Source organism: Pseudomonas alvandae, assembly GCF_019141525.1.
In the GTDB taxonomy this organism is placed as follows: Bacteria; Pseudomonadota; Gammaproteobacteria; order Pseudomonadales; family Pseudomonadaceae; genus Aquipseudomonas; species Aquipseudomonas alvandae.
The window spans coordinates 1,622,492-1,646,579 of record NZ_CP077080.1; the positions used below are offsets into that span (position 1 = coordinate 1,622,492).

25 protein-coding genes and 1 tRNA gene are annotated in these 24,088 nt (G+C 60.0%); 17 read left to right on the plus strand and 9 right to left on the minus strand.

Annotated elements, in window-relative coordinates:
- Nucleotides 1-200: 200 nt before the first annotated feature.
- From KSS97_RS07030 to KSS97_RS07105, 16 genes are all read left to right on the plus strand, one after another.
- Nucleotides 201-422: an FmdB family zinc ribbon protein gene (locus tag KSS97_RS07030; protein WP_003178589.1), complete on the plus strand. Its 222-nt coding sequence runs from the start codon at nucleotides 201-203 to the stop codon at nucleotides 420-422.
- 75 nt (nucleotides 423-497) lie between these two features.
- Nucleotides 498-2,273, plus strand: coding sequence for an aspartate--tRNA ligase (aspS, locus tag KSS97_RS07035; protein ID WP_181288678.1), 1,776 nt, complete (start codon nucleotides 498-500; stop codon nucleotides 2,271-2,273).
- Nucleotides 2,274-2,392: 119 nt separating this feature from the next.
- Nucleotides 2,393-3,139, plus strand: a complete 747-nt coding sequence (locus KSS97_RS07040; RefSeq protein WP_030140803.1) for a YebC/PmpR family DNA-binding transcriptional regulator — start codon at nucleotides 2,393-2,395, stop codon at nucleotides 3,137-3,139.
- 163 nt (nucleotides 3,140-3,302) lie between these two features.
- Nucleotides 3,303-3,827, plus strand: a complete 525-nt coding sequence (gene ruvC / locus KSS97_RS07045) for a crossover junction endodeoxyribonuclease RuvC (protein ID WP_030140802.1) — start codon at nucleotides 3,303-3,305, stop codon at nucleotides 3,825-3,827.
- Nucleotides 3,828-3,940: 113 nt separating this feature from the next.
- On the plus strand, nucleotides 3,941-4,549 hold the full coding sequence (gene ruvA / locus KSS97_RS07050) for a Holliday junction branch migration protein RuvA (RefSeq protein ID WP_030140801.1): 609 nt from the start codon (nucleotides 3,941-3,943) through the stop codon (nucleotides 4,547-4,549).
- On the plus strand, nucleotides 4,550-5,611 hold the full coding sequence (gene ruvB, locus KSS97_RS07055; RefSeq protein ID WP_030140800.1) for a Holliday junction branch migration DNA helicase RuvB: 1,062 nt from the start codon (nucleotides 4,550-4,552) through the stop codon (nucleotides 5,609-5,611).
- Nucleotides 5,612-5,738: 127 nt separating this feature from the next.
- A complete protein-coding gene (ybgC, locus tag KSS97_RS07060; protein WP_030140799.1) occupies nucleotides 5,739-6,206 on the plus strand; it encodes a tol-pal system-associated acyl-CoA thioesterase in 468 nt (155 codons plus the stop codon).
- Nucleotides 6,196-6,891 carry a protein TolQ gene (gene tolQ, locus KSS97_RS07065; protein ID WP_030140798.1) on the plus strand — a complete coding sequence of 232 codons (696 nt, stop codon included), beginning with the start codon at nucleotides 6,196-6,198 and terminating at the stop codon, nucleotides 6,889-6,891. Before ybgC ends, tolQ begins: the two co-directional genes overlap by 11 nt.
- A 23-nt stretch (nucleotides 6,892-6,914) precedes the next feature.
- Nucleotides 6,915-7,367, plus strand: a complete 453-nt coding sequence (gene tolR / locus KSS97_RS07070) for a protein TolR (protein WP_161796096.1) — start codon at nucleotides 6,915-6,917, stop codon at nucleotides 7,365-7,367.
- On the plus strand, nucleotides 7,367-8,446 hold the full coding sequence (gene tolA / locus KSS97_RS07075) for a cell envelope integrity protein TolA (RefSeq protein WP_186611664.1): 1,080 nt from the start codon (nucleotides 7,367-7,369) through the stop codon (nucleotides 8,444-8,446). Before tolR ends, tolA begins: the two co-directional genes overlap by 1 nt.
- Nucleotides 8,447-8,499: 53 nt before the next feature.
- Nucleotides 8,500-9,744 carry a Tol-Pal system beta propeller repeat protein TolB gene (gene tolB, locus KSS97_RS07080; protein WP_407682692.1) on the plus strand — a complete coding sequence of 415 codons (1,245 nt, stop codon included), beginning with the start codon at nucleotides 8,500-8,502 and terminating at the stop codon, nucleotides 9,742-9,744.
- Between the two features lie 52 nt (nucleotides 9,745-9,796).
- Nucleotides 9,797-10,294: a peptidoglycan-associated lipoprotein Pal gene (gene pal / locus KSS97_RS07085; protein ID WP_030140795.1), complete on the plus strand. Its 498-nt coding sequence runs from the start codon at nucleotides 9,797-9,799 to the stop codon at nucleotides 10,292-10,294.
- Nucleotides 10,295-10,300: 6 nt separating this feature from the next.
- Nucleotides 10,301-11,134 (plus strand): tol-pal system protein YbgF, encoded by an 834-nt coding sequence (gene ybgF / locus KSS97_RS07090; protein WP_030140794.1) that lies wholly within the window; start codon nucleotides 10,301-10,303, stop codon nucleotides 11,132-11,134.
- A 167-nt stretch (nucleotides 11,135-11,301) separates the two neighbouring features.
- Entirely contained in the window at nucleotides 11,302-11,949 is a 648-nt protein-coding gene (gene queE, locus KSS97_RS07095) for a 7-carboxy-7-deazaguanine synthase QueE (protein ID WP_030140793.1), read from the plus strand.
- A 1-nt stretch (nucleotide 11,950) separates the two neighbouring features.
- Nucleotides 11,951-12,643: a 7-cyano-7-deazaguanine synthase QueC gene (gene queC / locus KSS97_RS07100; RefSeq protein WP_030140792.1), complete on the plus strand. Its 693-nt coding sequence runs from the start codon at nucleotides 11,951-11,953 to the stop codon at nucleotides 12,641-12,643.
- 63 nt (nucleotides 12,644-12,706) lie between these two features.
- Nucleotides 12,707-12,782 (plus strand) — tRNA-Lys (locus KSS97_RS07105).
- A gap of 189 nt (nucleotides 12,783-12,971) precedes the next feature.
- On the opposite strand, the gene KSS97_RS07110 is transcribed toward KSS97_RS07105, so the two are convergent.
- The 6 genes from KSS97_RS07110 to KSS97_RS07135 all read right to left on the minus strand — a co-directional run bounded on the left by KSS97_RS07110 (nucleotide 12,972) and on the right by KSS97_RS07135 (nucleotide 20,024).
- Nucleotides 12,972-14,405 carry a hypothetical protein gene (locus KSS97_RS07110; protein WP_217861373.1) on the minus strand — a complete coding sequence of 478 codons (1,434 nt, stop codon included), beginning with the start codon at nucleotides 14,403-14,405 and terminating at the stop codon, nucleotides 12,972-12,974.
- Between the two features lie 91 nt (nucleotides 14,406-14,496).
- Nucleotides 14,497-15,684, minus strand: a complete 1,188-nt coding sequence (locus KSS97_RS07115; RefSeq protein WP_198797892.1) for a cyanate transporter — start codon at nucleotides 15,682-15,684, stop codon at nucleotides 14,497-14,499.
- 266 nt (nucleotides 15,685-15,950) lie between these two features.
- Nucleotides 15,951-16,862 carry a copper homeostasis membrane protein CopD gene (gene copD / locus KSS97_RS07120; protein ID WP_217861374.1) on the minus strand — a complete coding sequence of 304 codons (912 nt, stop codon included), beginning with the start codon at nucleotides 16,860-16,862 and terminating at the stop codon, nucleotides 15,951-15,953.
- Nucleotides 16,863-16,865: 3 nt separating this feature from the next.
- Nucleotides 16,866-17,252, minus strand: a complete 387-nt coding sequence (gene copC / locus KSS97_RS07125) for a copper homeostasis periplasmic binding protein CopC (protein WP_198797890.1) — start codon at nucleotides 17,250-17,252, stop codon at nucleotides 16,866-16,868.
- A gap of 59 nt (nucleotides 17,253-17,311) precedes the next feature.
- Nucleotides 17,312-18,214, minus strand: a complete 903-nt coding sequence (locus KSS97_RS07130; protein WP_217861375.1) for a copper resistance protein B — start codon at nucleotides 18,212-18,214, stop codon at nucleotides 17,312-17,314.
- A 10-nt stretch (nucleotides 18,215-18,224) separates the two neighbouring features.
- Nucleotides 18,225-20,024, minus strand: a complete 1,800-nt coding sequence (locus tag KSS97_RS07135; protein ID WP_217861376.1) for a copper resistance system multicopper oxidase — start codon at nucleotides 20,022-20,024, stop codon at nucleotides 18,225-18,227.
- A 494-nt stretch (nucleotides 20,025-20,518) separates the two neighbouring features.
- On the opposite strand from KSS97_RS07135, the gene nadA reads away from it, so the two are divergent.
- Nucleotides 20,519-21,577 (plus strand): quinolinate synthase NadA, encoded by a 1,059-nt coding sequence (gene nadA / locus KSS97_RS07140; RefSeq protein ID WP_030140785.1) that lies wholly within the window; start codon nucleotides 20,519-20,521, stop codon nucleotides 21,575-21,577.
- A 182-nt stretch (nucleotides 21,578-21,759) separates the two neighbouring features.
- Here nadA and KSS97_RS07145 read toward each other — a convergent pair whose 3' ends face one another.
- The 3 genes from KSS97_RS07145 to gcvT all read right to left on the minus strand — a co-directional run bounded on the left by KSS97_RS07145 (nucleotide 21,760) and on the right by gcvT (nucleotide 24,072).
- Nucleotides 21,760-22,248, minus strand: coding sequence for an RDD family protein (locus KSS97_RS07145; RefSeq protein ID WP_217861377.1), 489 nt, complete (start codon nucleotides 22,246-22,248; stop codon nucleotides 21,760-21,762).
- Between the two features lie 93 nt (nucleotides 22,249-22,341).
- On the minus strand, nucleotides 22,342-22,554 hold the full coding sequence (locus tag KSS97_RS07150; protein ID WP_003175786.1) for a cold-shock protein: 213 nt from the start codon (nucleotides 22,552-22,554) through the stop codon (nucleotides 22,342-22,344).
- A 393-nt stretch (nucleotides 22,555-22,947) separates the two neighbouring features.
- Complete coding sequence (gcvT, locus tag KSS97_RS07155) at nucleotides 22,948-24,072, minus strand: glycine cleavage system aminomethyltransferase GcvT (protein ID WP_198798045.1); 1,125 nt, start codon at nucleotides 24,070-24,072, stop codon at nucleotides 22,948-22,950.
- Between the last annotated feature and the right edge of the window lie 16 nt (nucleotides 24,073-24,088).

Consider the following 24,088-nt stretch of genomic DNA (forward strand, 5'->3'; position numbering starts at 1 on the left):
CCGAAGGCTGCGATCTTTTGATCTTGATCTTGACTCTTCGCTTGCGACTCATGTCTGGGGCAAGATCGCAGCCTCGTTGCACTCGTCAGCTCCTACACGCGGTCTTACGGCTGCACAGGCCGCATTTAATGGATATAATCCCGCTCTTTGCCGCAAAGCCCCGCTTTTGCGCGAGTAACCTGATCGCCGAGACAACCCCCATGCCGATGTACGACTATCAATGTGCTTCCTGTGGTCATCAGATGGAAGCCATTCAAAAGATCAGCGCGGCACCGCTGGTCGACTGCCCTGCCTGCCAGGCACCAGAACTGAAAAAGATGCTATCCATGCCTGGTTTCCGCCTCGGTGGCACCGGCTGGTATGAAACCGACTTCAAGACCGGCGCCAAGAAGAACCTGGCCGGTGGCGACAAGGCTGATTGAGTTGAATACGCGCGAGTTCTTGCACGGGCAGGGCCTCCAACCGAATGTCGAATTACGAGAAGTGAAACCACTACCATGATGCGCAGCCATTATTGCGGCCAACTGAACGAAAGCCTGGAAGGCCAGGAAGTTACTCTTTGCGGATGGGTTCATCGTCGCCGTGACCATGGCGGGGTGATTTTCCTCGATATCCGTGATCGTGAAGGCCTGGCCCAGGTGGTGTTCGATCCGGACCGCGCTGAAACCTTCGCCACCGCCGACCGCGTGCGCAGCGAATACGTCGTCAAGATCACCGGCAAGGTGCGCCTGCGCCCAGCCGGCGCCGGCAATGCCAACATGGCGTCCGGCATGATCGAAGTGCTGGGTTATGAGCTGGAAGTGCTGAACGAAGCGGAAACCCCGCCGTTCCCGCTCAATGAATACTCCGACGTCGGTGAAGAAACGCGCCTGCGCTACCGCTTCATCGATCTGCGTCGCCCGGAAATGGCCGAGAAGCTGCGCCTGCGTTCGCGCATGACCACCAGCATCCGTCGCTACCTGGATGAAAACGGCTTCCTCGATGTCGAGACGCCGATCCTGACCCGCGCCACGCCGGAAGGCGCCCGCGACTACCTGGTGCCGAGCCGTACCCACCCCGGCAGTTTCTTTGCCTTGCCGCAGTCGCCGCAGCTGTTCAAGCAACTGCTGATGGTGGCCGGGTTCGATCGCTACTACCAGATCGCCAAGTGCTTCCGCGACGAAGACCTGCGTGCCGACCGTCAGCCTGAGTTCACCCAGATCGACATCGAGACCAGCTTCCTCGATGAAAAAGACATCATGGGCCTGACCGAAGGCATGATCCGCAACCTGTTCAAGGAAGTGCTGGACCTGGAATTCGGTGAGTTCCCGCACATGACCTTCGAAGAGGCCATGCGCCGCTACGGTTCCGACAAGCCTGACCTGCGTAACCCGCTGGAACTGGTGGACGTGGCCGACCAGCTCAAGGATGTCGAGTTCAAGGTGTTCAGCGGTCCTGCAAACGACCCGAAATGCCGTGTTGCCGCCCTGCGCGTACCAGGCGGTGCGAGCATGCCACGCAGCAAGATCGACGATTACACCAAGTTCGTGGGTATCTACGGTGCCCGCGGCCTGGCGTACATCAAGGTCAACGAGCGCGCCAAGGGCGTTGAAGGCCTGCAGTCGCCAATCGTGAAGAACATCCCCGAAGCCAACCTCAACGTGATCCTCGATCGTGTTGGCGCGGTCGATGGCGACATCGTGTTCTTCGGCGCCGACAAGGCCAAGATCGTCAGCGAAGCCTTGGGTGCGCTGCGGATCAAGGTCGGTCACGACCTGGAGCTGCTCACTTGCGAGTGGGCGCCGATGTGGGTCGTGGACTTCCCGATGTTCGAAGAAAACGATGACGGCAGCTTCTCCGCGTTGCACCACCCGTTCACCGCGCCGAAGTGCTCGCCTGAAGAGCTGGAGGCCAACCCGGCCGGCGCACTTTCCCGGGCCTACGACATGGTCCTGAACGGCACCGAGCTGGGTGGCGGTTCGATCCGTATCCACCGCAAGGAAATGCAACAGGCGGTGTTCCGTCTGCTGGGCATCAGCGAAGCCGAGCAGGAAGAGAAGTTCGGCTTCCTGCTGGACGCCCTGAAATACGGCGCCCCGCCCCACGGTGGCCTGGCCTTCGGCCTGGATCGCCTGGTGATGTTGATGACCGGCGCCCAGTCGATCCGCGAAGTGATCGCGTTCCCGAAAACCCAGAGCGCGGCCGATGTCATGACCCAGGCGCCTGGCGTCGTGGACGCCAAGGCGTTGCGCGAGTTGCACATCCGCCTGCGTGAACAGCCAAAGGCTGAGTAAGGCTGGCACCTGAGAGGGCGCATCTTCGGATGCGCCTTTTCGTTGGGGTCGATATTTCTGATTGCCGCCACTGCGCAAGCGCAGGGCGGGCAATGTTCCAGAGCGAAACGGAGCGAGTTATGGCAGGTCATTCCAAGTGGGCGAACATCAAGCACCGCAAAGAACGTCAGGATGCCAAGAGAGGCAAGATTTTCACCAAGTGGATCCGTGAGCTGACGGTCGCGGCCCGCCAGGGTGGCGGTGATCCGGGTTCCAACCCGCGCTTGCGCCTGGCGCTGGATAAGGCGCTGGGCGCGAACATGAGTCGCGACATCATCGACCGGGCCATCGCCCGTGGCGCTGGCGCCACCGAGGCCGACAACGTTGAAGAGCTGACCTATGAAGGCTACGGCCCAGGCGGCGTGGCGGTGATGGTCGAGTGCATGACCGACAACCGCAACCGCACCGCCGCGGCCGTGCGTCACGCCTTCAGCAAATGCGGCGGCAACCTGGGCACCGATGGCTCGGTAGCCTACCTGTTCGAGCGCAAAGGGCAGATCAGCTTTGCGCCGGGCGTCGACGAGGATGCGCTGACCGAAGCGGCCCTCGAAGCCGATGCCGACGACGTGGTCAGCCATGAAGACGGTTCGTTCGACGTGTTCACCTCGTTCGCCAGCTTCTACGCCGTGCGCAACGCCCTGGAGGCGGCCGGTTTTGCGCCTGCGGACGCGGAAATCGTCATGCAGCCGACCACCAGCGCCGAACTCGACCTGGAAGGCGCCGAGAAGGTACTCAAGCTGATCGACATGCTGGAAGACCTGGATGACGTGCAGAACGTTTATTCCAATGCCGATATTCCGGAGTCGGTGGCTGAACAGCTGGGTTGAGAAGGCCTGTTCAACTAATGACGATTGCCAATGACCAACCTGTGGGAGCGAGCTTGCTCGCGATAGCGATACATCAGTCAACACAGTGCTTGCTGACCCGACGCCATCGCGAGCAAGCTCGCTCCCGCAGGTCTGGATAACTCCCCTTCAAACCGCAGGCGCTATGACTTTAATCCTTGGTATCGACCCCGGTTCGCGCATCACCGGCTACGGTGTGGTTCGCGATACCGGGCGCGGCTGCGTGTATGTCGCCTCCGGATGCATCCGCACCGGTGCGGGTGAGCTGCATGAACGCTTGCAGATCGTTTATCGCGGCGTGCGCGAAGTCATCCAGACCTACGGCCCCGTGACCATGGGCATCGAAAAGGTCTTCATGGCCCGTAACGCCGATTCAGCCTTGAAACTTGGGCAGGCCCGAGGCGCGGCGATTGTGGCTGGGGCCGAGGAAAACCTGGAGATCGCCGAGTACACCGCGACCCAGGTCAAGCAGGCGGTCGTCGGAACCGGTGCGGCGAACAAGGAGCAGGTGCAAATGATGGTGATGCACTTGTTGAAATTGGTCAGCAAGCCGCAGATCGACGCCTCCGACGCCCTGGCCATCGCCATTTGCCATGCCCATACCCGCTCCAGTCTGTTGCCCCATGGCTTGGGAGCCGCACGCAGTCGTGGCGGGCGCCTGCGTCTCTGATAGCATCAGCGCTTCATTCATGAGCCCGAGCCTGTTGCGCCTGTATCGTCGGCCTTTATGCTCGGGTTGTTATTCGCCAGCCGGTGGCTGGACAACGCCCAAGGATCTGAAACGTGATTGGACGCTTGCGCGGCACCCTGGCTGAAAAACAGCCGCCGCACCTGATTCTGGATGTAAACGGCCTGGGCTATGAGCTCGAAGTGCCCATGACCACGCTGTATCGCCTGCCGTCGGTCGGCGAGCCGCTGACCCTGCACACCCATTTGGTCGTGCGCGAGGATGCGCAGTTACTCTATGGGTTCGTTGGCAAGCGCGAGCGGGATTTCTTCCGCGAGTTGATCCGTCTCAATGGCGTCGGTCCTAAACTGGCCCTGGCCTTGATGTCGAGCCTGGAAGTCGATGAACTGATTCGTTGCGTGCAGTCCCAGGACACCTCGGCCCTGACCAAGGTGCCGGGCGTGGGCAAGAAAACCGCCGAGCGCCTGCTGGTGGAACTCAAGGATCGCTTCAAGGCCTGGGAGGCGGTGCCGGCGATGTTCGCGTTGGTACCAAACCAGCCGGATGCGCCTGCGCCTGCGGTTAGCGCTGAAAACGATGCGGTCACCGCGCTGATTTCCTTGGGCTACAAGCCGCAGGAAGCCAGCAAGGCGATTTCCGCGATCAAGGAAAAAGGCCTGAGCACCGAAGACATGATTCGCCGTGCCCTGAAGGGAATGATTTAAGTGATTGAAGCTGACCGCCTGATCGCCGCCACGGGCGCCCCCCGTGACCGCGAGGAAATCCAGGACCGCGCGATTCGTCCTGTCAGCCTGGCCGATTACATCGGTCAACCGACCGTGCGCGAGCAGATGGAGCTGTTCATCCAGGCTGCCCGTGGGCGCAGCGAGTCGCTGGACCACACCTTGATCTTCGGCCCGCCGGGCTTGGGCAAGACCACCCTGGCCAATATCATCGCCCAGGAAATGGGGGTGTCGATCAAGAGCACGTCCGGGCCGGTGCTCGAGCGACCGGGCGACCTGGCGGCGCTTTTGACCAACCTTGAACCTCATGACGTACTCTTCATCGACGAAATCCATCGGCTGTCGCCAATCGTCGAAGAAGTGCTGTACCCGGCCATGGAAGATTTCCAGCTCGACATCATGATCGGCGAAGGGCCGGCGGCGCGTTCCATCAAGCTCGACCTGCCACCCTTCACCCTGGTGGGGGCCACCACCCGCGCCGGCATGCTGACCAACCCGCTGCGTGACCGATTCGGTATCGTCCAGCGCCTGGAGTTCTACAACAACGCCGACCTGGCGACAATTGTCAGCCGCTCGGCCGGCATCCTCGGCTTGCCGCTGGACCCGGACGGCGCCTACGAAGTCGCCCGTCGGGCCCGCGGTACGCCGCGGATCGCCAACCGCCTGCTGCGCCGGGTCCGGGACTTTGCCGAAGTCCGGGCCAAGGGCCATATCACCAAGCCGATCGCCGACCTGGCGCTGAACCTGCTGGACATTGACGAACGCGGTTTCGATCACCAGGACCGGCGCCTGCTGTTGACCATGATCGAGAAATTCGACGGTGGCCCGGTGGGTGTGGACAGCCTGGCCGCCGCCATCAGCGAAGAGCGTCATACGATTGAAGATGTGCTGGAGCCGTACCTGATCCAACAGGGCTATATCATGCGCACCCCGCGCGGGCGCGTGGTGACGCGGCATGCTTATCTGCACTTCGGCTTAAACATCCCGACACGAATGGGCGAGATGCCGGTGGTAGACGAGTTCCTCGATGCGGTAGACGATTGAACGCGCTTTGTACGACGACTTTTTTCCGGTTGGTGCTGTCCCAGACCACGCCTGGAGCGTCAATGCGTTCGAGAATGAAAAAACAGTTGCCTGGCCGATTGGCAACCTGAGGAGTAAGCACTAGAGTATGCGCGCGCAAAACGGGCTGGAGTCGTTCGCACATCGCTGTCGCGTTTATTACGAGGACACCGATGCCGGCGGCATCGTTTACTACGTCAATTACCTCAAGTTTATGGAACGGGCTCGAACCGAACGGCTGCGGGAACTGGGTTTCGCCCAATCCGCGCTGGCAGGGGAGGACCTGTTATTCGTCGTGCATTCCAGCGAAGCGCGTTATCACGCGCCGGCGCGACTGGACGATGAGCTTGTGGTGACTGCCGATGTCATCGAGTTGAACCGCGTCAGCCTGCGCTTCAAGCAGCAGGTCAGGCGCGCTGCGGATAATGTGCTGCTCTGCGAAGGGCAGTTTTTGGTGGCCTGTGTGCGCACCCATAGTTTGAAACCCCGGGCCATTCCCGAAGCTCTACGTGCGGCCTTTGCCGGCGTGAGCGGCGCGGGTACACACTCAGAGCAGGAGATAAAGCGTGGAAGCTAACGTCGTCGACCATTCCTCCATGTGGAGCCTGGTCAGCAATGCCAGCGTCGTGGTGCAACTGGTAATGCTGACCCTGGTAGCCGCATCGGTGACCTCGTGGATCATGATCTTTCAGCGCAGCAACATGCTGCGCGCCGGTCGCCGTGCCCTGGAGAGCTTCGAAGAGCGCTTCTGGTCCGGCATCGACCTGTCCAAGCTGTACCGCCAGGCCGGCAGCAATCCGGACCCGGATTCGGGCGTCGAGCAGATCTTCCGCGCCGGTTTCAAGGAGTTCTCCCGTCTGCGCCAGCAGCCCGGTGTGGATCCTGAAGCGGTCATGGAAGGCGTGGCCCGTGCCATGCGCGTCGCCATTTCCCGCGAGGAAGAAAAACTTGAACAGGGCCTGCCGTTCCTGGCGACCGTCGGTTCGGTCAGCCCGTACATCGGCCTGTTCGGTACCGTGTGGGGGATCATGAACTCCTTCCGTGGCCTGGCATCCGCCCAGCAAGCGACCCTGGCTACCGTGGCCCCGGGTATCGCCGAGGCGCTGATCGCCACCGCCATCGGCCTGTTCGCGGCGATCCCGGCCGTTATCGCCTACAACCGCTTCGCTGCCCGCAGCGAAACGCTGACCAGCCGCTACTACACGTTCGCCGATGAATTCCAGGCGATCCTGCACCGCAAAGTGCACACCAGCGAAGAATAAGCAGGTATTTCCCGATGGCTTTAATCGCTCGAGCCCGAAACAAGCGCAAGCCGGTTGCCGAGATGAACGTGGTGCCCTACATCGACGTGATGCTGGTACTGCTGGTCATCTTCATGGTGACCGCGCCGATGCTCAATCAGGGCGTGAAGGTCGATCTGCCCAAGGTTTCCAGCGAAGCCTTGCCGCAGGACAACAACACCCAGGTCCTGACCATTTCGATCAAGGCTGACAAGACCTATTACTGGAACCTTGGCAGCGAAGTCGACACCGAGAAACAGCAGGACCGGGCCATGACCCTGCCGCAGATGACCGACGCGGTGACCAAGATCATTCGTGTCGGCAACGATGCCGGCAAGCGCACCCAGGTGTTCATTCGCGGCGACAAGACCGTCGACTACGGTGCCGTGATGGGCGCCATGGGCGGCCTGCAGAAAGCCGGGGTTGGTAACGTTGGCTTGATCACTGAGGCGCCCTGATGCAGCAACAGCGAGAGCCGTCCGCCTCGGAAAGCTACTTCTGGCCTAGTGTCCTTGCCATCGGCCTGCATGTGCTGGTGTTCGGCATGCTGTTCGTCAGCTTTGCCATGACCCCGGAGCTGCCGCCGGCCAAGCCGATCGTGCAGGCGACCCTTTACCAGCTCAAGTCGAAGAGCCAGGCCACGACGCAGACCAACCAGAAGCTTGCCGGCGAAGCGAAGAAATCCGCCGCGCGCCAGACTGAAGTCGAGCAGATGGAGCAGAAGAAGGTCGAGCAGGAAGCCGTGAGGGCCGCGGAACAAAAGAAAGAAGAAGCTGCTCAAAAGGCCGAAGAAGCGAAGAAGGCCGACGAGGCGAAGAAAGCGGACGAGGCTAAAAAGGCAGACGAGGCCAAGAAAGCCGACGAAGCGAAGAAGACCGCCGAGGCCAAAAAGGCAGAAGAGAAACAATTGGCTGATATAGCCAAGAAGAAAGCCGAAGAAGAAGCCAAGAAAGCCGCTGAAGAAGAGGCGAAGAAAGCGGCCGCTGAAGAAGCGAAGAAAAAGATTGTCGAGGACGCGAAGAAAAAAGCGGCCGAAGACGCCAAGAAGAAAGCTGAAGCTGAAGAGGCGAAGAAGAAAGTCGCCGAAGACGCGAAGAAGAAAGCCGCCGCCGACGCCGCCAAGAAAAAGGCCCAGGACGCAGCGCGTAAATCCGCCGAAGAGAAAAAGGCCCAGGCCTTGGCAGATTTGCTTTCCGACACGCCGGAGCGCCAGCAGGCATTGGCCGACGAGCAGGGCGATGAAGTCGCCGGTAGCTTCGATGATCTGATTCGTGCCCGTGCGGCGGAAGGCTGGGCTCGTCCACCTTCGGCGCGCAAAGGCATGACGGTAGTATTGCAAATCGGCATGTTGCCCGACGGTACGGTTACCTCGGTCAGCGTGGCCAAGTCCAGTGGCGATGGTCCGTTCGACGCTTCGGCGGTCGCGGCGGTCAAGAACATTGGGCGGTTGACGGAAATGCAAGGAATGAAGCCGAGCGATTTTGCTCCCTATCGTTCGTTCAAGATGACATTCACACCTGAGGATCTAGCCTTGTGAGAAACCTTCTTCGATCAATGCTTGTCGTTATCTGCTGCCTGGCAGGGATAGCGATGGCAGAGGAAAAGAACATCCTGGTCACCAGCGGCAGCGACCGGGCCACCCCGATCGCCGTCGTTCCGTTCGGATGGCAGGGCGGCAGCGTCCTGCCCGACGACATGGCGGAAATCATCGGCAACGACCTGCGCAACTCCGGTTACTACGCGCCGATTCCGAAGCAGAACATGATCGGCCTGCCAACCCAGGCCAGCGAAGTCATCTACCGTGACTGGAAGGCCCTGGGCGCCCAGTACATCATGGTCGGCAGCATCGTTCCGGCGGGCGGTCGCTTGCAGGTGCAATACGCCCTGTTCAATGTCGCCACCGAACAGCAAGTGCTGACCGGTAGCGTATCGGGCAGCGTTGACCAACTGCGTGACATGGCGCATTACATCGCCGACCAGTCGTTCGAAAAGCTCACCGGCATCAAGGGTGCGTTCTCTACGCGTATGCTTTACGTGACGGCTGAGCGCTTCTCCGAGAACAACACCCGCTACACCCTGCAGCGTTCCGACTATGACGGCGCCCGCGCAGTGACCCTGCTGCAATCGCGCGAGCCGATCCTGTCGCCGCGTTTTGCACCTGACGGCAAGCGTATCGCCTATGTCTCGTTCGAGCAGAAGCGTCCACGTATTTTCGTGCAGCACATCGACACCGGTCGTCGTGAGCAGATCACCAATTTCGAAGGCCTGAACGGCGCGCCAGCCTGGTCGCCGGACGGTTCGCGCCTGGCGTTCGTACTGTCCAAGGACGGTAACCCGGACGTCTACGTGATGAACCTGGCGTCTCGTTCGATCTCGCGCGTGACCAACGGCCCGGGCATCAACACCGAACCGTTCTGGGGCAAGGATGGCTCGACCATCTACTTCACCTCCGACCGTGGCGGCAAGCCGCAGATCTACAAGACCAGCGCTGGTGGCGGTGGTGCCGAACGCGTGACTTTCGTCGGTAACTACAACGCCAACCCTAAACTGTCGGCGGACGAAAAGACCCTGGTCATGATCCATCGCCAGGATGGTTTCACCAATTTCAAGGTGGCGGCCCAGGATTTGCAGCGCGGAAGCGTAAAAATCCTCACTGATAGCACTCTGGACGAGTCACCTACTGTTGCGCCCAACGGCACCATGGTAATCTACGCCACCCGCCAGCAGGGCCGGGGAGTCTTGATGCTCGTGTCCATTAATGGACGCGTGAGGCTCCCGCTTCCTACCGCTCAAGGCGAAGTCAGAGAACCGTCCTGGTCCCCTTACCTGAACTGACGCGGCGCAATACGTTTTACTTAACACACTGGGGTTCATTAGGAGTTTCACGATGGAAATGCTGAAGTTTGGTAAATTTGCTGCGCTGGCTCTGGCCATGGCTGTAGCTGTAGGTTGCTCGTCCAAAGGCGGCGACAACGCCGGTGAAGGCGCTGTTGATCCAAACGCTGGTTACGGCGCTAACACCGGTGCAGTTGACGGCTCCATGAGCGAAGAAGCTGCTCTGCGCGCAATCACCACCTTCTACTTCGAATACGACAGCTCGGACCTGAAGCCAGAAGCCATGCGCGCTCTGGACGTTCACGCCAAAGACCTGAAAGCAAACGGCGCTCGCGTTGTTCTGGAAGGCAACACCGACGAACGTGGTACTCGTGAGTACAACATGGCACTGGGCGAGCGTCGTGCGAAAGCCGTTCAACGCTACCTGGTACTGCAAGGTGTTTCCCCAGCTCAGCTGGAACTGGTTTCCTACGGCGAAGAGCGTCCAGTTGCTACCGGCAACGACGAGCAGTCCTGGGCTCAAAACCGTCGCGTCGAACTGCGTAAGTAATTCGTCATGCGAACGTGCCGTCGTGCTGTAACTGTTCTGGCTCTCAGCCTCGCGCCGCTTGCGGCGTGGGCTGCGGTTCCTGTGGTCGATAACGATGCCGGCTATAACAATAGCGGGAGCAGTTATCCGCCTGCAGGTTACGGTACGAACGGCGCCTATGCCGGGGGAGGGGTTTCGGCCCCTGTCTCGGCACAGGGCCAGCTGTTCAACCAACTGCAGCAAATGCAGGATCAGATCTCGCGCCAACAGGGTGTGATTGAAGAACTGCAAAATGATATTTCGCGCATGAAGCAGGAAAACCTGGAGCGATACCAGGATCTTGATCGGCGCATAGGAACCGGCGTTGCACCTGCCGCGACTCCTGAGAATTCTCCAGCCGGTGGCGATCTGAACGCCCCCGGTGCAGCCGCAGGCGCTGGGGCGAGTGCTCCAGCAGCACCTGCTGCCGGTGGCGAGCCGGCTGATCCAGCGAAGGAAAAGCTCTACTACGATGCTGCCTTCGACTTGATCAAGGCCAAGGATTTCGACAAGGCCAGCCAGGCCTTTGCCGCTTTCCTGCGCAAATACCCAAACAGCCAGTACGCGGGCAACGCCCAATACTGGCTGGGTGAGGTGAACCTGGCCAAGGGTGACCTGCAAGGTGCCGGCCAGGCATTCGCCAAGGTTTCGCAACTGTATCCCAAGCACGCCAAGGTGCCGGATTCGCTGTACAAGCTGGCTGACGTAGAGCGCCGCCTCGGTCACACCGACAAGGTAAAGGGCATTCTGCAGCAGGTGGTGGCCCAGTATCCGGGGACATCCGCCGCTCAGTTGGCCCAGCGCGATCTGCAGCGCATGTAAGGCTGTTTGAACCCGCTTGGAAGAAACCCGCGCCTGTCGCGGGTTTTTTCGTTAGAATTCACGCCCTTTTTATGAAACACGCTTCTTGGGATCTACGCGTTGGCGGGGTTCCTTGAGGTGCCTGACGGAGGCGGACAGCCTGTTTAGCTGTTACGCCCGTGGCGACTATGCAAGACACATTGAGAATTACCGAAGTTTTTTACTCGTTGCAGGGTGAAACGCGAACGGCCGGGCTGCCCACTGTTTTTGTGCGCCTTACCGGTTGCCCATTGCGTTGCCAATACTGCGACAGTGCCTACGCCTTCAATGGCGGCACCTTGCGCACCCTCGACGATCTCCTCGAACAAGTGGCCGGCTTCCGTCCGCGTTATGTTTGCGTCACGGGGGGTGAGCCATTGGCGCAGCCCAATGCCATCCCCTTGCTCAAGCAATTGTGCGATGCAGGCTATGAGGTTTCCCTGGAAACCAGTGGCGCGCTGGATATATCGGCGGTCGATCCGCGGGTCAGCCGCGTCGTGGACCTCAAGACTCCTGGTTCGAAAGAAGCCCACCGCAACCGCTATGAGAACATCGAGCTGCTGACGCCCAACGATCAGGTCAAGTTCGTCATCTGTTCGCGGGAAGACTACGACTGGGCGGTGTCCAAGCTGATCCAGTACGGTCTGGACCAACGGGCTGGCGAGGTGCTGTTTTCCCCTAGTCACCACGACCTGAATGCTCGGGAGCTGGCGGACTGGGTGGTGGCGGATAACTTGCCGGTGCGCCTGCAACTGCAACTGCACAAATATCTTTGGAACGACGAGCCGGGGCGCTGACATGACTGAACAATTAACCACTCCAGAAAAGCGCGCGGTCATCCTGCTGTCGGGCGGCCTGGATTCGGCCACGGTCGTAGCCATGGCCCGCGCCGAAGGCTATCGCTGCTACACAATGAGTTTCGACTATGGCCAGCGCCACCGTGCCGAGTTGCACGCCGCCGAGCGGGTCGCCCGAGACCTGGGCGTTGTCGAGCACAAGGTGATCGGCCTGAACCTCAACGGCATCGGCGGTTCCGCCCTGACTGACAGTTCCATTGATGTTCCCGAGGCGCCGAGTGAAGGCATTCCGGTGACTTATGTGCCGGCGCGCAACACGGTGTTCCTGTCCCTGGCGCTGGGTTGGGCCGAAGTGCTGGGTGCCCGTGACATTTTCATCGGTGTCAACGCGGTGGATTATTCCGGCTATCCGGATTGCCGTCCGGAGTTTGTCGAGGCCTTCGAACGCATGGCGAATCTGGCGACCAAGGCCGGCGTAGAGGGGCAGGGTTTCCGGATCCAGGCGCCTCTGCAGAACCTCAGCAAGGCTGACATCGTCAGGGCAGGGGTGAAGCTTGGGGTGGATTATGGCCTTACTGTTTCGTGTTATCAGGCCGACGATCAGGGCCGCGCTTGCGGCAAATGCGACAGCTGCCGCCTGCGTGCCGAAGGCTTCGCGGCGGCGGGTGTGAGCGATCCAACCCCTTATTTTTGATTTATTTCAAATTAAGTGTTGAATAGTCCTTAGAAATCAGTATTATACGCGCCACCACACAGCGGGTCGTTAGCTCAGTTGGTAGAGCAGTTGGCTTTTAACCAATTGGTCGTAGGTTCGAATCCCACACGACCCACCATTTTCTGTAGTTTTAAAAATCTGGAAGGCCCACGAAAGTGAGGATTTCCGGATTTTTTTTTGCCTGAAATAAAGTGCGCCCGCCCGTACACGAAAAGCCAGCAGTCCTGTCGGGGGCAGTTGCAGAGCGACCGTACGCCAACTCTGCTACCTGTCGAAGGAAGCCGCGCTCTCGATTTGATCGAGTCTTTTAGCCCCTTTTCTCGCCCGACGCAGAGCGGTGAACGCTCGGGATCAATGCTTCCCATGCGAGCCAGCGCCCTGCGTGGATCTGCCATGAGGGTACCCGGCAGCTCCACTCCTCTTGTGGTTTCCTGGCGAATATGGGTAACCGGGGTTTCCGTGCAACTTTGCTATTGAGCGTGCTGACACAGAACTTCGAGTAGCTCTTCAGCTCCTTGAGTTCGAGTGAGAGCATGTCTTTTGGGCATAACAACAGCACGTCTCCAAAGGAATACAACTGGAACGCCTCGATTTCTATTTTTTGCGAATCACGCTGACGCGTTTTCCACATCGTGGCATCCAAGTCTTGCAGCTTGATATCGTCTGGCAAGGCGTAGCGCTCCACCGTTTGTTGGCGAACCGATAATCCTCCTGCCGCGATGTAGGTTATCTGGCTCAAACTGCCTGGCGAGAGCAATGTGAAGGCGCAAAAAGCGAAGACCATCGCCACCAGGCTATTAAAGGTCCGCCGGTAGATATCCCCCTTGAAACAATAAAATACGATGACCGGTAACAGAGTGAAGATGAGTGTCATCCAGGACAGGCCCGCTACGTAGGGAACTGTGTCGGGCGTTTCCCTCTCCATGTGCGAACGTATCGTCAAAAGGATTGGAAAGGCTGCGAAGATCACCGTCAGGAATATGGAAAGCGAGAGCACGGTGACGAGTCCGAATTCTTTGCGAGCCTGTATCCACGACAGTAGTCGTTGCCATTTTTCTTTTATGCAGCGCCGTGCGGACGCGGTCTTTTTTCCGCATTCGTGCACCAAGGCGTGCCATTTTTTCATCCAGGCTTTCGGCGGGCGGGTTGCCTTATGCGTTGAAAGCCTCTTCTTTTTTGCCTGTTTGCTGGCTTCCAGACGTTTCAAGCGGGCACGATCCAGCCTGGCTTGGACAAGTGTGCTTTTTCTGACAATTCGCTTGAATGGTGTGACGGCGTACATGAGCCAGCACACCACGAAGACGATCAGGAGCAACGCGATGAAAGTCTCCCAGGCGCCCAATGGTATGGGCGGGAAAAAGGTGGCCCAGATGAAGGCGCTAAACCCCACCACGGTCAGGACCGTCAGATAAAACAGAACCCTCGGTTGGTTGTCCTTCAAGTTAGAAAAAAGCAGAACGGAGCAGCCGAACATCCACGTGGTTCCCCCGAGGATGAATAGATATGAAAGCATCAGTAGCAGGACCAGCACGACCCAGACCAATAAAGCAGACTTCACATCGATCGACGGCATGAAGAGATCGATACGTCCAATCGTGCGGGTGTAAAGATACAGCGTGACGAACCCTAAACCTGTCGCGAGCAGGCCGAAAGTGACTGTAATTTGAGTCCAGTAGTCAAGAATGCGTTTGACGGTTTGCTTGAGCACTTCAGCGAAGGTTCTGTCAGGTGTGACGGACAAGGCGTAGCTCCCTTACGAGGTAAAAATTCCTGGCAGGTATAGTAGCGCCAAGACTCGCCAGTTAACGCTCCGGGGTTTAACTAGCCTCAATTCAACGGATGTGCTGTGCGTAATGTTTCGGATTCAGGCGCAACACCATTCCCATCATCAACACCATGACCGCCATGAGCGACCACCAGGCCCACTCGAAGCTCCCCAATCGATCGCGGATCATTCCGGCAACCAGTGGCGAAAGCCCGGCAATGAGATAGCCAATTCCCTGCACGAACGCTGTAAGGCCACCGGCCCGGCGTGGGTTGTCCACGTGGTCGAGGGATACGATCAGGCTCATGGGGAACAGGCCGCCGATACCCAGCCCCAGCAGGCAGGGCCAGAGCAGGCTGAAGCGTTCCGGGCTGAGGATCAGGCCGCAGAAGCCGCTGATGATCAAGGCCAGCAGGACGCTCAGGACCAGGCGTTTATCCCGGCTGCGGTTGGCAATCGCGGGGGTTACCAGCCCAGAGAGCACTTCCATTGCCGTGAGGAACCCCAACAGCAGGCCAGCGTGCTGTTCGCTCCAGCCTTTTTCTACGTAGTACGGCGCCAGCCAGGCCAATACGCACGTGTAGGAGGCGGTGCCCAAGCCAAAGAAAATCGCCAGGAGCCAGGCCCGGGCGTTGCTGGCAAACGCTTCGTGATGCCGGGACGCTGCTTCGGGCAAAGGGATGACGCTCGCTCGCTGAGCGTACCAGCAGCCCAGGGCGACCAGTGATAACGATGCCCAAATGGCCAGGCTGACGCGCCAACTGCCGGTCTGCACCAGGACCAAAGGTGAAAACGATGCGGCAATTGCTGCACCGCCCATGATGGAAGTGACGTACAAGCCCATGAGCAGTGATACGTGATCGGCGAAGCGCGACTTGATCAGTGCCGGCATCACAGCCTGGATCAAGGCTATCCCGAGCCCGGCCACGACCGCACTGGCGATCAACCCGGCGGCGCTGTCCAGATACAGGCGCGAGGCTGTGGCGATACCAACAATCAACAGCGACAGCACGATGGTGCGGTGCTCGCCGATACGCAGGGCGATGCGCATGCCGAGGAACATTGCCAAGCCCATCGCCATGACAGGCAACATGGTCAGCAGCGACGCCGCGCTGAAACTCAAGGGGACTTCGCCGCGAATCGCTGGTAACAACGGCCCGACGGCTGCCATCGAAGGCCGTAGATTCAGCGCTACCAATACGATGCTGACCATTAGCCAGCCGGCATGGGTGCTTGAGGTTCGAACGTTTTCCATAACAGAGCCTTGGTTGGAACAAAGCGCTATTTAGGCTGGGGCACGCTGCCTTGGGCAAACTGAAAACTGGCGGGGCCTATCGAAAAACTAAATCCAGCCCATGGGCCTTTGTGGCGAGGGAGCTTGCTCCCGCTGGGCTGCGAAGCAGACCTGAAAAGCAAGAATGCCATTTGTCGGGCATGTCGGGTGCTTTAGGAGGGGCGGCTTCGCCACCCAGCGGGAGCAAGCTCCCTCGCCACGGGGCCAGCGGAGTAGGAAAAATATTCTTATTCCATCACCGGACTCAACGTCCCCAACCACGCCACCAGCGCCAGGATGATCACTGCCACGGAGAATTCCAGGACCATGCTGCGCCGCAAGGCAGTCACCGCGACGCCATGTTCGCCGGTCTGTCTGGCCTGTTCCAGCAATGGGCTCAGATGGAAGCGGTTCAGCGCCGCGAACACCAACATGGCGGCGAACAGGATGAGCTTGAGTGCCAGCAATTGACCGTAAGTGCTGTCGAGCAGCCCATCGACATTCGGGCCGACAATGAACAGGTAATTCACCACGCCGGTCACACCGATGATCGCCACGATCAGCGCCCCGGCGGTTTCGAACCCGGTCAGTGTCCGGGCCAATACCGCCAACTGCGGCTCGGCCTGGCGAAGCAACAGGGCAAACGCAGCCAAGGCGCCCACCCAACCACCTGCCGCCCACAGGTGCAGGAAATCGGTGATGAAGTGCCAATTGCGACGCGAGCCTTCGTCCATGGCGCCGTGGCCTGCCCAGGCGAGTGTTGCCAAGGCCACGGCACCGCAGAGCGTGGCCAGGCCGAGGCTGGCGGTCGACCAACGTTGGCTGAACATTACGGCGAAACCGGCCAGCAGCAGCGCAGCCATGCGCAGCATCCAGGCCCAGCCGACATCCGTCTCGAACACCATCATTTCAATGTGCGGCCACAGCTCGGTCCAATCCGCGACGCCGCTCATGGCCCAGGCCATGCACGCCATCGCGGCCAGGGAAAGCAGGCCGCCAAGCACCACTGTGATCGCCAGCAGCGACCCGAAAGGCAATACGGCGCCCGATACTCGCTCCTGCCCTCGCAAGCTATAGAGGCCAAAGGCGGCCAGGCCGAACAGCAACATCAGGTCCACGTACAGGGCAAAGCGCAACGCAATATTGATCGAGTCGCTCACGAGTCACTTCACCTTGAACGTGACGTTGCCGGTAATCGGATGAGTGTCGGATGACACCGCGCGCCACTGGACCTGATAGGTGCCAGCGGAGAGCGGCGCGTTCGGCACGATGACCATGGTTTTCGGATCGTCGCTGCCGGACACTTTGGCCGGCATGGGCATTGGTGAGTGCGCCGACATGCCGGGCATCTCGGTCATCATCAGCTTGGCACCGGAAAACTTGGTCATCAGGTTTTCGGAAAAATGCAGCTCGATCTTTGTCGGCGCTGCCCCCTCGGCGCCTTCTGCCGGGGTTGAGGACAGCAGTTTCGGATGGGCCTGGGCCAGGCCACTGACCAACAGGCCGGTGGACAGCGCGGCGGCGATGACAGCGTTTTTGATGAATGACATGCAAGGACTCCTACAGCACAGGTTTTCTAGGTTTTTTAAAAGGAATAATGGTGACGCCGTCAGAACCACAGGCGCACGCCGAGTACCAGGCGTGCCTCGCTGCGGTCTTCGCCTTCTTCCCGGGCATAATCGGCGGTGTTGCCATAGACGCGGTTCCAGGTGACGCCGATATAGGGCGCAAACTCGCGGCGGATTTCGTAACGCAGCCGCAGGCCGACTTCAGTCTCCGACAGGCCCGCGCCGACGCCGCGGTCGGGGTCGTTCTTGCCGTAGAAGTTGGCTTCGGCGGTCGGTTGCAGGATCAGGCGATTGGTCAGCAGGATGTCGTAGTCGCCCTCCAGGCGCGCCGCACTCTGGCCGCCTTCACCGATATAGGCGGTGGCCTGGGCTTCGAAGTTGTACAGCGCCATGCCTTGAACGCCGAGCGCCGCCCAGGTCTGCGGATCACCGGGCTTGAAGTCCTGGCGCACGCCGGCTACCACGTCCCACCAAGGGCTGACTGCGTGGCCCCACAAAGCCTGGAGTTCGGCTTCTTCGGTCTTGCCGTTGGTGCGTTCGCCTTCGGAGCGCAGCCACAAGCGGTCGATGTCGCCGCCGATCCAGCCAGAGGCGTCCCAGCTCAGGGCGCTGCCGTCATCGGCGTCTTGCCATTCCAGTTGGTTGATGAGGAAAAACGAATTGATGGCGCTGTCATGCACCGCATGGCCGTTGTGGTCTTCATAAACGGCGGCGCGGTCGGCAGCGGTCAGTTCAGGAATGGGCGTGCGGCTGCTGGTCGGCGCGGCTTCCATCGAATCCATGCCCTGCATCGAATCCATGCCTTGCATCTGGCTGTGGTCCATCCCCTGCATCTGGCTGTGATCCATGCCTTGCATATCATTGCTTGCGGCCCAGGCCGACAGGCTGGTGCCCAGGAAAAGAACTGCGAGGGGCACGCAACGGTACTGAAAAACAATTCTCATCGTCGGCTCCTTATTCCTGTACCCGGACTTCACGGAACATGCCCATTTCCATATGGAAGAGCAGGTGGCAGTGATAAGCCCAGCGTCCGAGTGCATCGGCGGTCACCCGGTAGCTGCGTCTGGAACCCGGTGGTACATCAATGGTGTGCTTGCGAACCATGAACTGGCCGTTCTCATCTTCGAGGTCGCTCCACATGCCGTGCAGGTGGATGGGGTGGGTCATCATGGTGTCGTTGATCAGCACGATGCGCAGGCGCTCGCCGTACTTGAGCAGCAACGGCGCGGCGTCGCTGAACTTCACGCCGTTGAACGACCAGGCGAACTTCTCCATGTGCCCGGTCAGGTGCAGCTCGATGGTGCGCCCTGGCTCGCGCCCGTCGGGGTCGGCAAAAGTACTGCGCAGGTCCGCGTAGGTCAGCACCTTGCGACCGTTGTTGCGCAGGCCCATGCCCGGGTCATCGAGCTTGGGCTTGACGCTCATGGCCTGCATGTCCACCAGCGGGTTGTCTTTCTCCGTGGCGGGATGGGCCTGCATTCCACCCATGCCTTGCATGGCGCTGTGATCCATGCCTTGCATGGGGTTATCGTCCATGCCCTGCATCTGGCTGTGATCCATGCCCTCCATGCCTTGCATCGAGCCATGGTCCATGCCGCTCATTTCGCCCATGCCAGCCATGCCGCCGTGATCCATGCCACCCATGCCCATGTCGTCCATCGTGACCAAGGGGCGAGGATCAAGGGGCGGCACTGGCGCCGACAGTCCTGCCCGGCTGGCGAGGGTGCCACGGGCATAGCCGGTGCGGTCCATCGACTGGGCGAACAAGGTGTAGGCCTCTTGCGTCGGCTCGACGATGACGTCGTAGGTTTCAGCCACGGCGATGCGCAATTCGTCGACGCTCACGGGCTTGACGTGTTGGCCATCGGAAGCCACGACGGTCATTTTCAGGCCAGGGATGCGTACGTCGAAATAGCTCATGGACGAGCCATTGATGAAGCGCAGGCGAATCCGCTCGCCAGGCGTGAACAGGCCGGTCCAGTTCATGTCCGGCGCCTGGCCGTTCATGAGGTAGGTGTAGGTGGCGCCGCTGACGTCGGCCAGGTCGGTGGGGTTCATCTTCATCTCGGCCCACATCTTGCGATCGGCCACGGTGGCGCCCCAGCCGTTCTTGCCCACGTCATCGATAAAATCGCCGACGGTGCGTTTGTTGTAGTTGTAATAGTCCGATTGCTTCTTGAGCTTGCGGATGATGTCGGTGGGGTCTTCGTCGGTCCAGTCGGTGAGCATCACCACGTAGTCCCGTTCGTACTGGAAGGGTTCGGGCTCCTTGGCGTCGATGACCAGCGGCCCATAGACGCCGGCCTGCTCCTGGAAACCGGAGTGGCTGTGGTACCAGTAAGTACCGTTCTGCCGGACCTTGAATTGATACACGTACAGGCCGCCGGGTTCGATGCCCTTGAAGCTCAGCCCGGGCACGCCGTCCATGTTGGCCGGCAGCAAGATGCCATGCCAGTGGATAGACGTGGTGTCGTGCAGGCGGTTGCGCACCCGCAGGGTCACGGTGTCGCCTTCGCGCCAGCGCAGCAGGGGCCCCGGGATGCCGCCGTTGATGGTCTGGGCGGTGCGTGGGTTGCCGGTGAAGTTGACCGGGCTTTCGCCGATGAACAGGTCGAATTCGGTGCCGCTCAGTACGTTGGGCTGACCGGGGCTGGTGACGGCCCAGACGGGCGGGCGCCACAGGCCGAAGCCCCCCAGAATGCCGCCAGCGGCGAGGCCTTTCACAAAGGTTCGCCGGGAAGTTTTTGTTTGCATGCGGTGAAAGTCCGTCAGTCGATTCGCTGCGTGCAGGAGGTGGGCCTCCTGCGTAGGTCTGAGCAAAAGATGACACAGGCGGAGGCGGCGAGTGATTACATTTCAGTCAGCTTGGTGGGGGTGGGAAGTCAACAATTTCTTGGCGAACACAAGTTTGTGGCGAGGGGATCTATCCCCGCTGGGGCGCGAAGCGGCCCTAAAGCCTGACACCGAAGTGCATCAGGCATAGTTGCATTCATCATTTCGGGGCTGCTGCGCAACCCAGCGGGGATAGATCCCCTCGCCACAGGTTTGTGTTCGGCCTATATGTCGTGATACGCCTGGCCGGGCACAGGTCAGAATGATCTTTTGCAACGGCGGGATATTCTGTAGCCTTGCCGGCTTCACGCTGTCCCGTGCCTGATGGACACTCACTTTCCCGGCGGTACCCGAGTGGTCCGGAGCCGGGTGTATACTCGACTTTCGCGCAAAACGCGCCCATAGGTCTTGCGAACATGACGCAAATTTCCGAACGCCTTCTGGTCCAGGCTCACCTCGACGCCAAGCAGCCCAAGCCGCTGTCGGCCGAGCAAGAGGCCTGGTACCGCGCCGCCATCGCCGCCGAGCTCAAGGCTCAGGACGCGGTGCTGGTCGCGCACTTCTACTGTGACCCGATCATCCAGGCCTTGGCCGAAGAGACCGGAGGCTGCGTCTCCGACTCCCTGGAAATGGCCCGCTTCGGCAATGCCCACCCGGCCAAGACCGTGGTGGTGGCCGGCGTCAAGTTCATGGGCGAGACCGCCAAGATCCTCAACCCCGAAAAGCGCGTGCTGATGCCGACCCTGGAAGCCACCTGCTCCCTCGACCTGGGTTGTCCGGTGGATGAGTTCTCGGCGTTCTGCGACCAACATCCGGAGCGCACCGTGGTGGTGTATGCCAACACCTCGGCGGCGGTCAAGGCTCGGGCCGACTGGGTGGTGACGTCCAGCTGCGCACTGGAAATCGTCGAGAGCTTGATGGACAACGGCGAGACGATCATCTGGGGACCGGACAAGCACCTGGGCACTTATATCCAGCGCAAGACCGGTGCCGACATGCTGCTCTGGGACGGCGCCTGCATCGTCCACGAAGAGTTCAAGTCCAAGCAGTTGGAAGACATGAAGGCACTGTACCCGGACGCCGCGATCCTGGTTCACCCGGAGTCGCCGACCTCGGTGATTGAACTGGCCGACGCCGTGGGCTCCACCAGCCAATTGATCGCCGCCGCCCAGAGCTTACCGAACAAGACGCTGATCGTCGCCACCGACCGCGGCATCTTCTACAAGATGCAGCAGCTGTGCCCGGACAAGGTCTTCATCGAAGCCCCCACCGCCGGTAACGGCGCGGCGTGCCGCAGTTGCGCGCATTGCCCGTGGATGGCGATGAACACCCTGGAACGTACGCTTCAGGCGTTGAAGGATGGCAGCAACGAGATATTCGTCGACCCGGCGCTGATCCCCCAGGCGATTCGCCCACTCAAGCGCATGCTGGACTTCACCCAGGCGGCGCGGATGAAGTTGGCGGGGAATGCCTGAAGCTGAAGAATATCTTCAGGCTTGCGGGGCTTTCTGTGGCGAGGGGATTTATCCCCGCTGGGTCGCGAAGCGGCCCCATTTGGTCATTCTGACACTCTGTGGTGTCAGGTTCAGGGCCGCTTCGCAGCCCAGCGGGGATAAATCCCCTCGCCACACTGTATTCCAAGCATTATTTGGTGTCCCTACTTGGTCTTCTTGGGAATCCGCACCAACTGCGTATCCGAGTAGATGTCATGCCAGCCGCGCTTGCGCTTATCGAACAGCGCCCAGATAAACCCTGCGCCGACCAGCAGCAGTGATGCAATCGACACCACGAACCGCAACAGTGCCTGCCACAGGCTGATGGCCGTGCCATCGGCGTTCTGCACGCGGATGCACCACACCTGCATGCCCAGGGTCTGGCCGTTGTGGGTCCAGAACTTGGCGAAGAAGCCGAACAGCACGAAGAGCAGCACTGTGGACAGTAGCGGATCGCCGTCCAGTGCGCCGGCATCGGTGAGGACGCGCATCTTTTCTTCGCCGATGATCGCCATCTGGATCATCTTGTACACGCCACCGGTGACGATCAGCAGTGCCGTGCATAGTAGGAAGTCATAGAACATCGCGGCCAGGCGACGGCCCAGGCCGGCGGGGGGGAAGTCACCCTGGGGGGTGAGCACATGTTTCGACATGACGGCCTCGAGCCAAAAAGAAGCCATTTTACGGATTTGCGGCCATAAAAAAGCCCCTGATATCAATCAGGGGCTTTTTAGTTTGCGAAAGCCTTAGGCTTCGGCTTGGACCTCGTCAGCCTGCATGCCTTTCTGGCCTTGCACGGCGACGAAAGTGACTTTCTGGCCTTCTTTCAGGCTCTTGAAGCCGTTGCCCTGGATGGCGCGGAAGTGTACGAACAGATCCGGACCGCTTTCAGGGGTGATGAAACCAAAACCTTTTTCGTCGTTGAACCACTTGACGGTACCGCTCTGACGTTGGGACATTTTCTTATTTCCTTGACGCTAAATTAATGACAGCCTCTTTCCACACGAAAGAGTACTGGGGCTGGGTTGCAGGAAAGTAAGATGACGTCGAACGGGTTGTAGCTAACTTCGTAGGCTACTGCCCAGGTCACGATCCAAGCGACCCATGCAAACACAGTGATCAAACTCTACGCCAACTTCCAACGAAAAAACAACCCCCCTCAAGAGCCCGGATTTGCTCAGCTTGCCGGTGTTTTAGATGCTTCGCCGGGGAAGGCTTATTCAAAAGGCTATTCCGATTGTTCTGTGGCGTTATAAGCCCGGTTGAATATCACTACATGCACCTTTTTATGGCGGTTGCGTTACACATTAGTGCACGTTTAACGCAACCGCGTTACTTATAGAAACAAGCAATCAACCTCGGTAGTAGCGCTGTGGAACGAATGGCATTTTGCTTACAAGCAGAGGCACTTTTTTCCCACGCACTATGGCCCAGACTGGTGTATCCAAGGCGACGTAGGCGCTGTCCAGATAACCCATCGCCAACGGACCGCCCAGTGTCGGCCCGAAGCCGCCGCTGCACACCGTACCGATGGTCTCGCCGGCTTCGTTGACGATCTCCGCGCCTTCGCGCACCGGTGTGCGTTCTTGGGGCAGCAGGCCGACGCGTTTGCGGCTTACGCCGTTCTGTTGCTGGGCAAAGACGGTTTCAGCCCCCGGAAAGCCCCCGGCACGTGCGCCATCGGCCCGGCGGACCTTGGAGATCGCCCAGAGCAGGCTGGCTTCAATGGGCGTGGTCTCGGTGTTCATGTCGTGGCCGTAAAGACACAGGCCGGCTTCCAGGCGCAGGGAGTCTCGTGCGCCAAGACCGATGGCGGCCACCTCTGGCTCGGCCAGCAGGGCGCGGGCGAGTTTCTCCGCATCGGCCGCCGGCACGGAAATTTCGAAACCGTCTTCACCGGTGTAGCCCGAACGGCTGACAAAACAGTCCACGCCCAGCAGCGTGACGCGCTGGAACTGCATGAAGGTCATTTTTGCCACGTCCGGCGCCAGGCGCGCGAGTACGGTGACCGCGGCCGGACCTTGCAGGGCGAGCAGGGCACGGGCTTCGAACAGCGGCTCGATGCTGCACTGGCCGCCGATTTTCCCTTGCAGGTGAGCCAGGTCTTGATCCTTGCAGGCGGCGTTGACCACCAGGAACAGTTCGTCGTTGCCCAGGTTGGCGACCATCAAGTCGTCGAGGATGCCACCGTTGTCGTTGGTGAACATCGCGTAGCGCTGCATGCCCACGGGCAGATCGATGATGTCCACCGGCACCAGGGTTTCCAGTGCCTTGGCAGCATCCGCGCCGGTCAGGCGGATCTGGCCCATGTGGGACACATCGAACAAGCCGGCCTGATCACGGGTGTGCTGGTGTTCTTTCATCACGCCCAACGGGTATTGCACCGGCATGTCATAGCCGGCAAACGGCACCATGCGGGCGCCGAGTTCGAGGTGCAGCGCGTGCAGCGGGGTTTTCAACAGTTGTTCGGTGGACATATCAGCTCCTGGAAAA

Bases quoted from the DNA above. Each gene is read 5' to 3' on its own strand.
- KSS97_RS07030 (WP_003178589.1), top strand. From the start codon at position 201: ATGCCGATGTACGACTATCAATGTGCTTCCTGTGGTCATCAGATGGAA.
- aspS (WP_181288678.1), top strand. From the start codon at position 498: ATGATGCGCAGCCATTATTGCGGCCAACTGAACGAAAGCCTGGAAGGC.
- KSS97_RS07040 (WP_030140803.1), top strand. From the start codon at position 2,393: ATGGCAGGTCATTCCAAGTGGGCGAACATCAAGCACCGCAAAGAACGT.
- ruvC (WP_030140802.1), top strand. From the start codon at position 3,303: ATGACTTTAATCCTTGGTATCGACCCCGGTTCGCGCATCACCGGCTAC.
- ybgC (WP_030140799.1), top strand. From the start codon at position 5,739: ATGCGCGCGCAAAACGGGCTGGAGTCGTTCGCACATCGCTGTCGCGTT.
- tolA (WP_186611664.1), top strand. From the start codon at position 7,367: ATGCAGCAACAGCGAGAGCCGTCCGCCTCGGAAAGCTACTTCTGGCCT.
- tolB (WP_407682692.1), top strand. From the start codon at position 8,500: ATGGCAGAGGAAAAGAACATCCTGGTCACCAGCGGCAGCGACCGGGCC.
- pal (WP_030140795.1), top strand. From the start codon at position 9,797: ATGGAAATGCTGAAGTTTGGTAAATTTGCTGCGCTGGCTCTGGCCATG.
- ybgF (WP_030140794.1), top strand. From the start codon at position 10,301: ATGCGAACGTGCCGTCGTGCTGTAACTGTTCTGGCTCTCAGCCTCGCG.
- queE (WP_030140793.1), top strand. From the start codon at position 11,302: ATGCAAGACACATTGAGAATTACCGAAGTTTTTTACTCGTTGCAGGGT.
- queC (WP_030140792.1), top strand. From the start codon at position 11,951: ATGACTGAACAATTAACCACTCCAGAAAAGCGCGCGGTCATCCTGCTG.
- KSS97_RS07115 (WP_198797892.1), bottom strand. From the start codon at position 15,684: ATGGAAAACGTTCGAACCTCAAGCACCCATGCCGGCTGGCTAATGGTC.
- copC (WP_198797890.1), bottom strand. From the start codon at position 17,252: ATGTCATTCATCAAAAACGCTGTCATCGCCGCCGCGCTGTCCACCGGC.
- KSS97_RS07130 (WP_217861375.1), bottom strand. From the start codon at position 18,214: ATGAGAATTGTTTTTCAGTACCGTTGCGTGCCCCTCGCAGTTCTTTTC.
- KSS97_RS07135 (WP_217861376.1), bottom strand. From the start codon at position 20,024: ATGCAAACAAAAACTTCCCGGCGAACCTTTGTGAAAGGCCTCGCCGCT.
- nadA (WP_030140785.1), top strand. From the start codon at position 20,519: ATGACGCAAATTTCCGAACGCCTTCTGGTCCAGGCTCACCTCGACGCC.
- KSS97_RS07145 (WP_217861377.1), bottom strand. From the start codon at position 22,248: ATGTCGAAACATGTGCTCACCCCCCAGGGTGACTTCCCCCCCGCCGGC.
- KSS97_RS07150 (WP_003175786.1), bottom strand. From the start codon at position 22,554: ATGTCCCAACGTCAGAGCGGTACCGTCAAGTGGTTCAACGACGAAAAA.
- gcvT (WP_198798045.1), bottom strand. From the start codon at position 24,072: ATGTCCACCGAACAACTGTTGAAAACCCCGCTGCACGCGCTGCACCTC.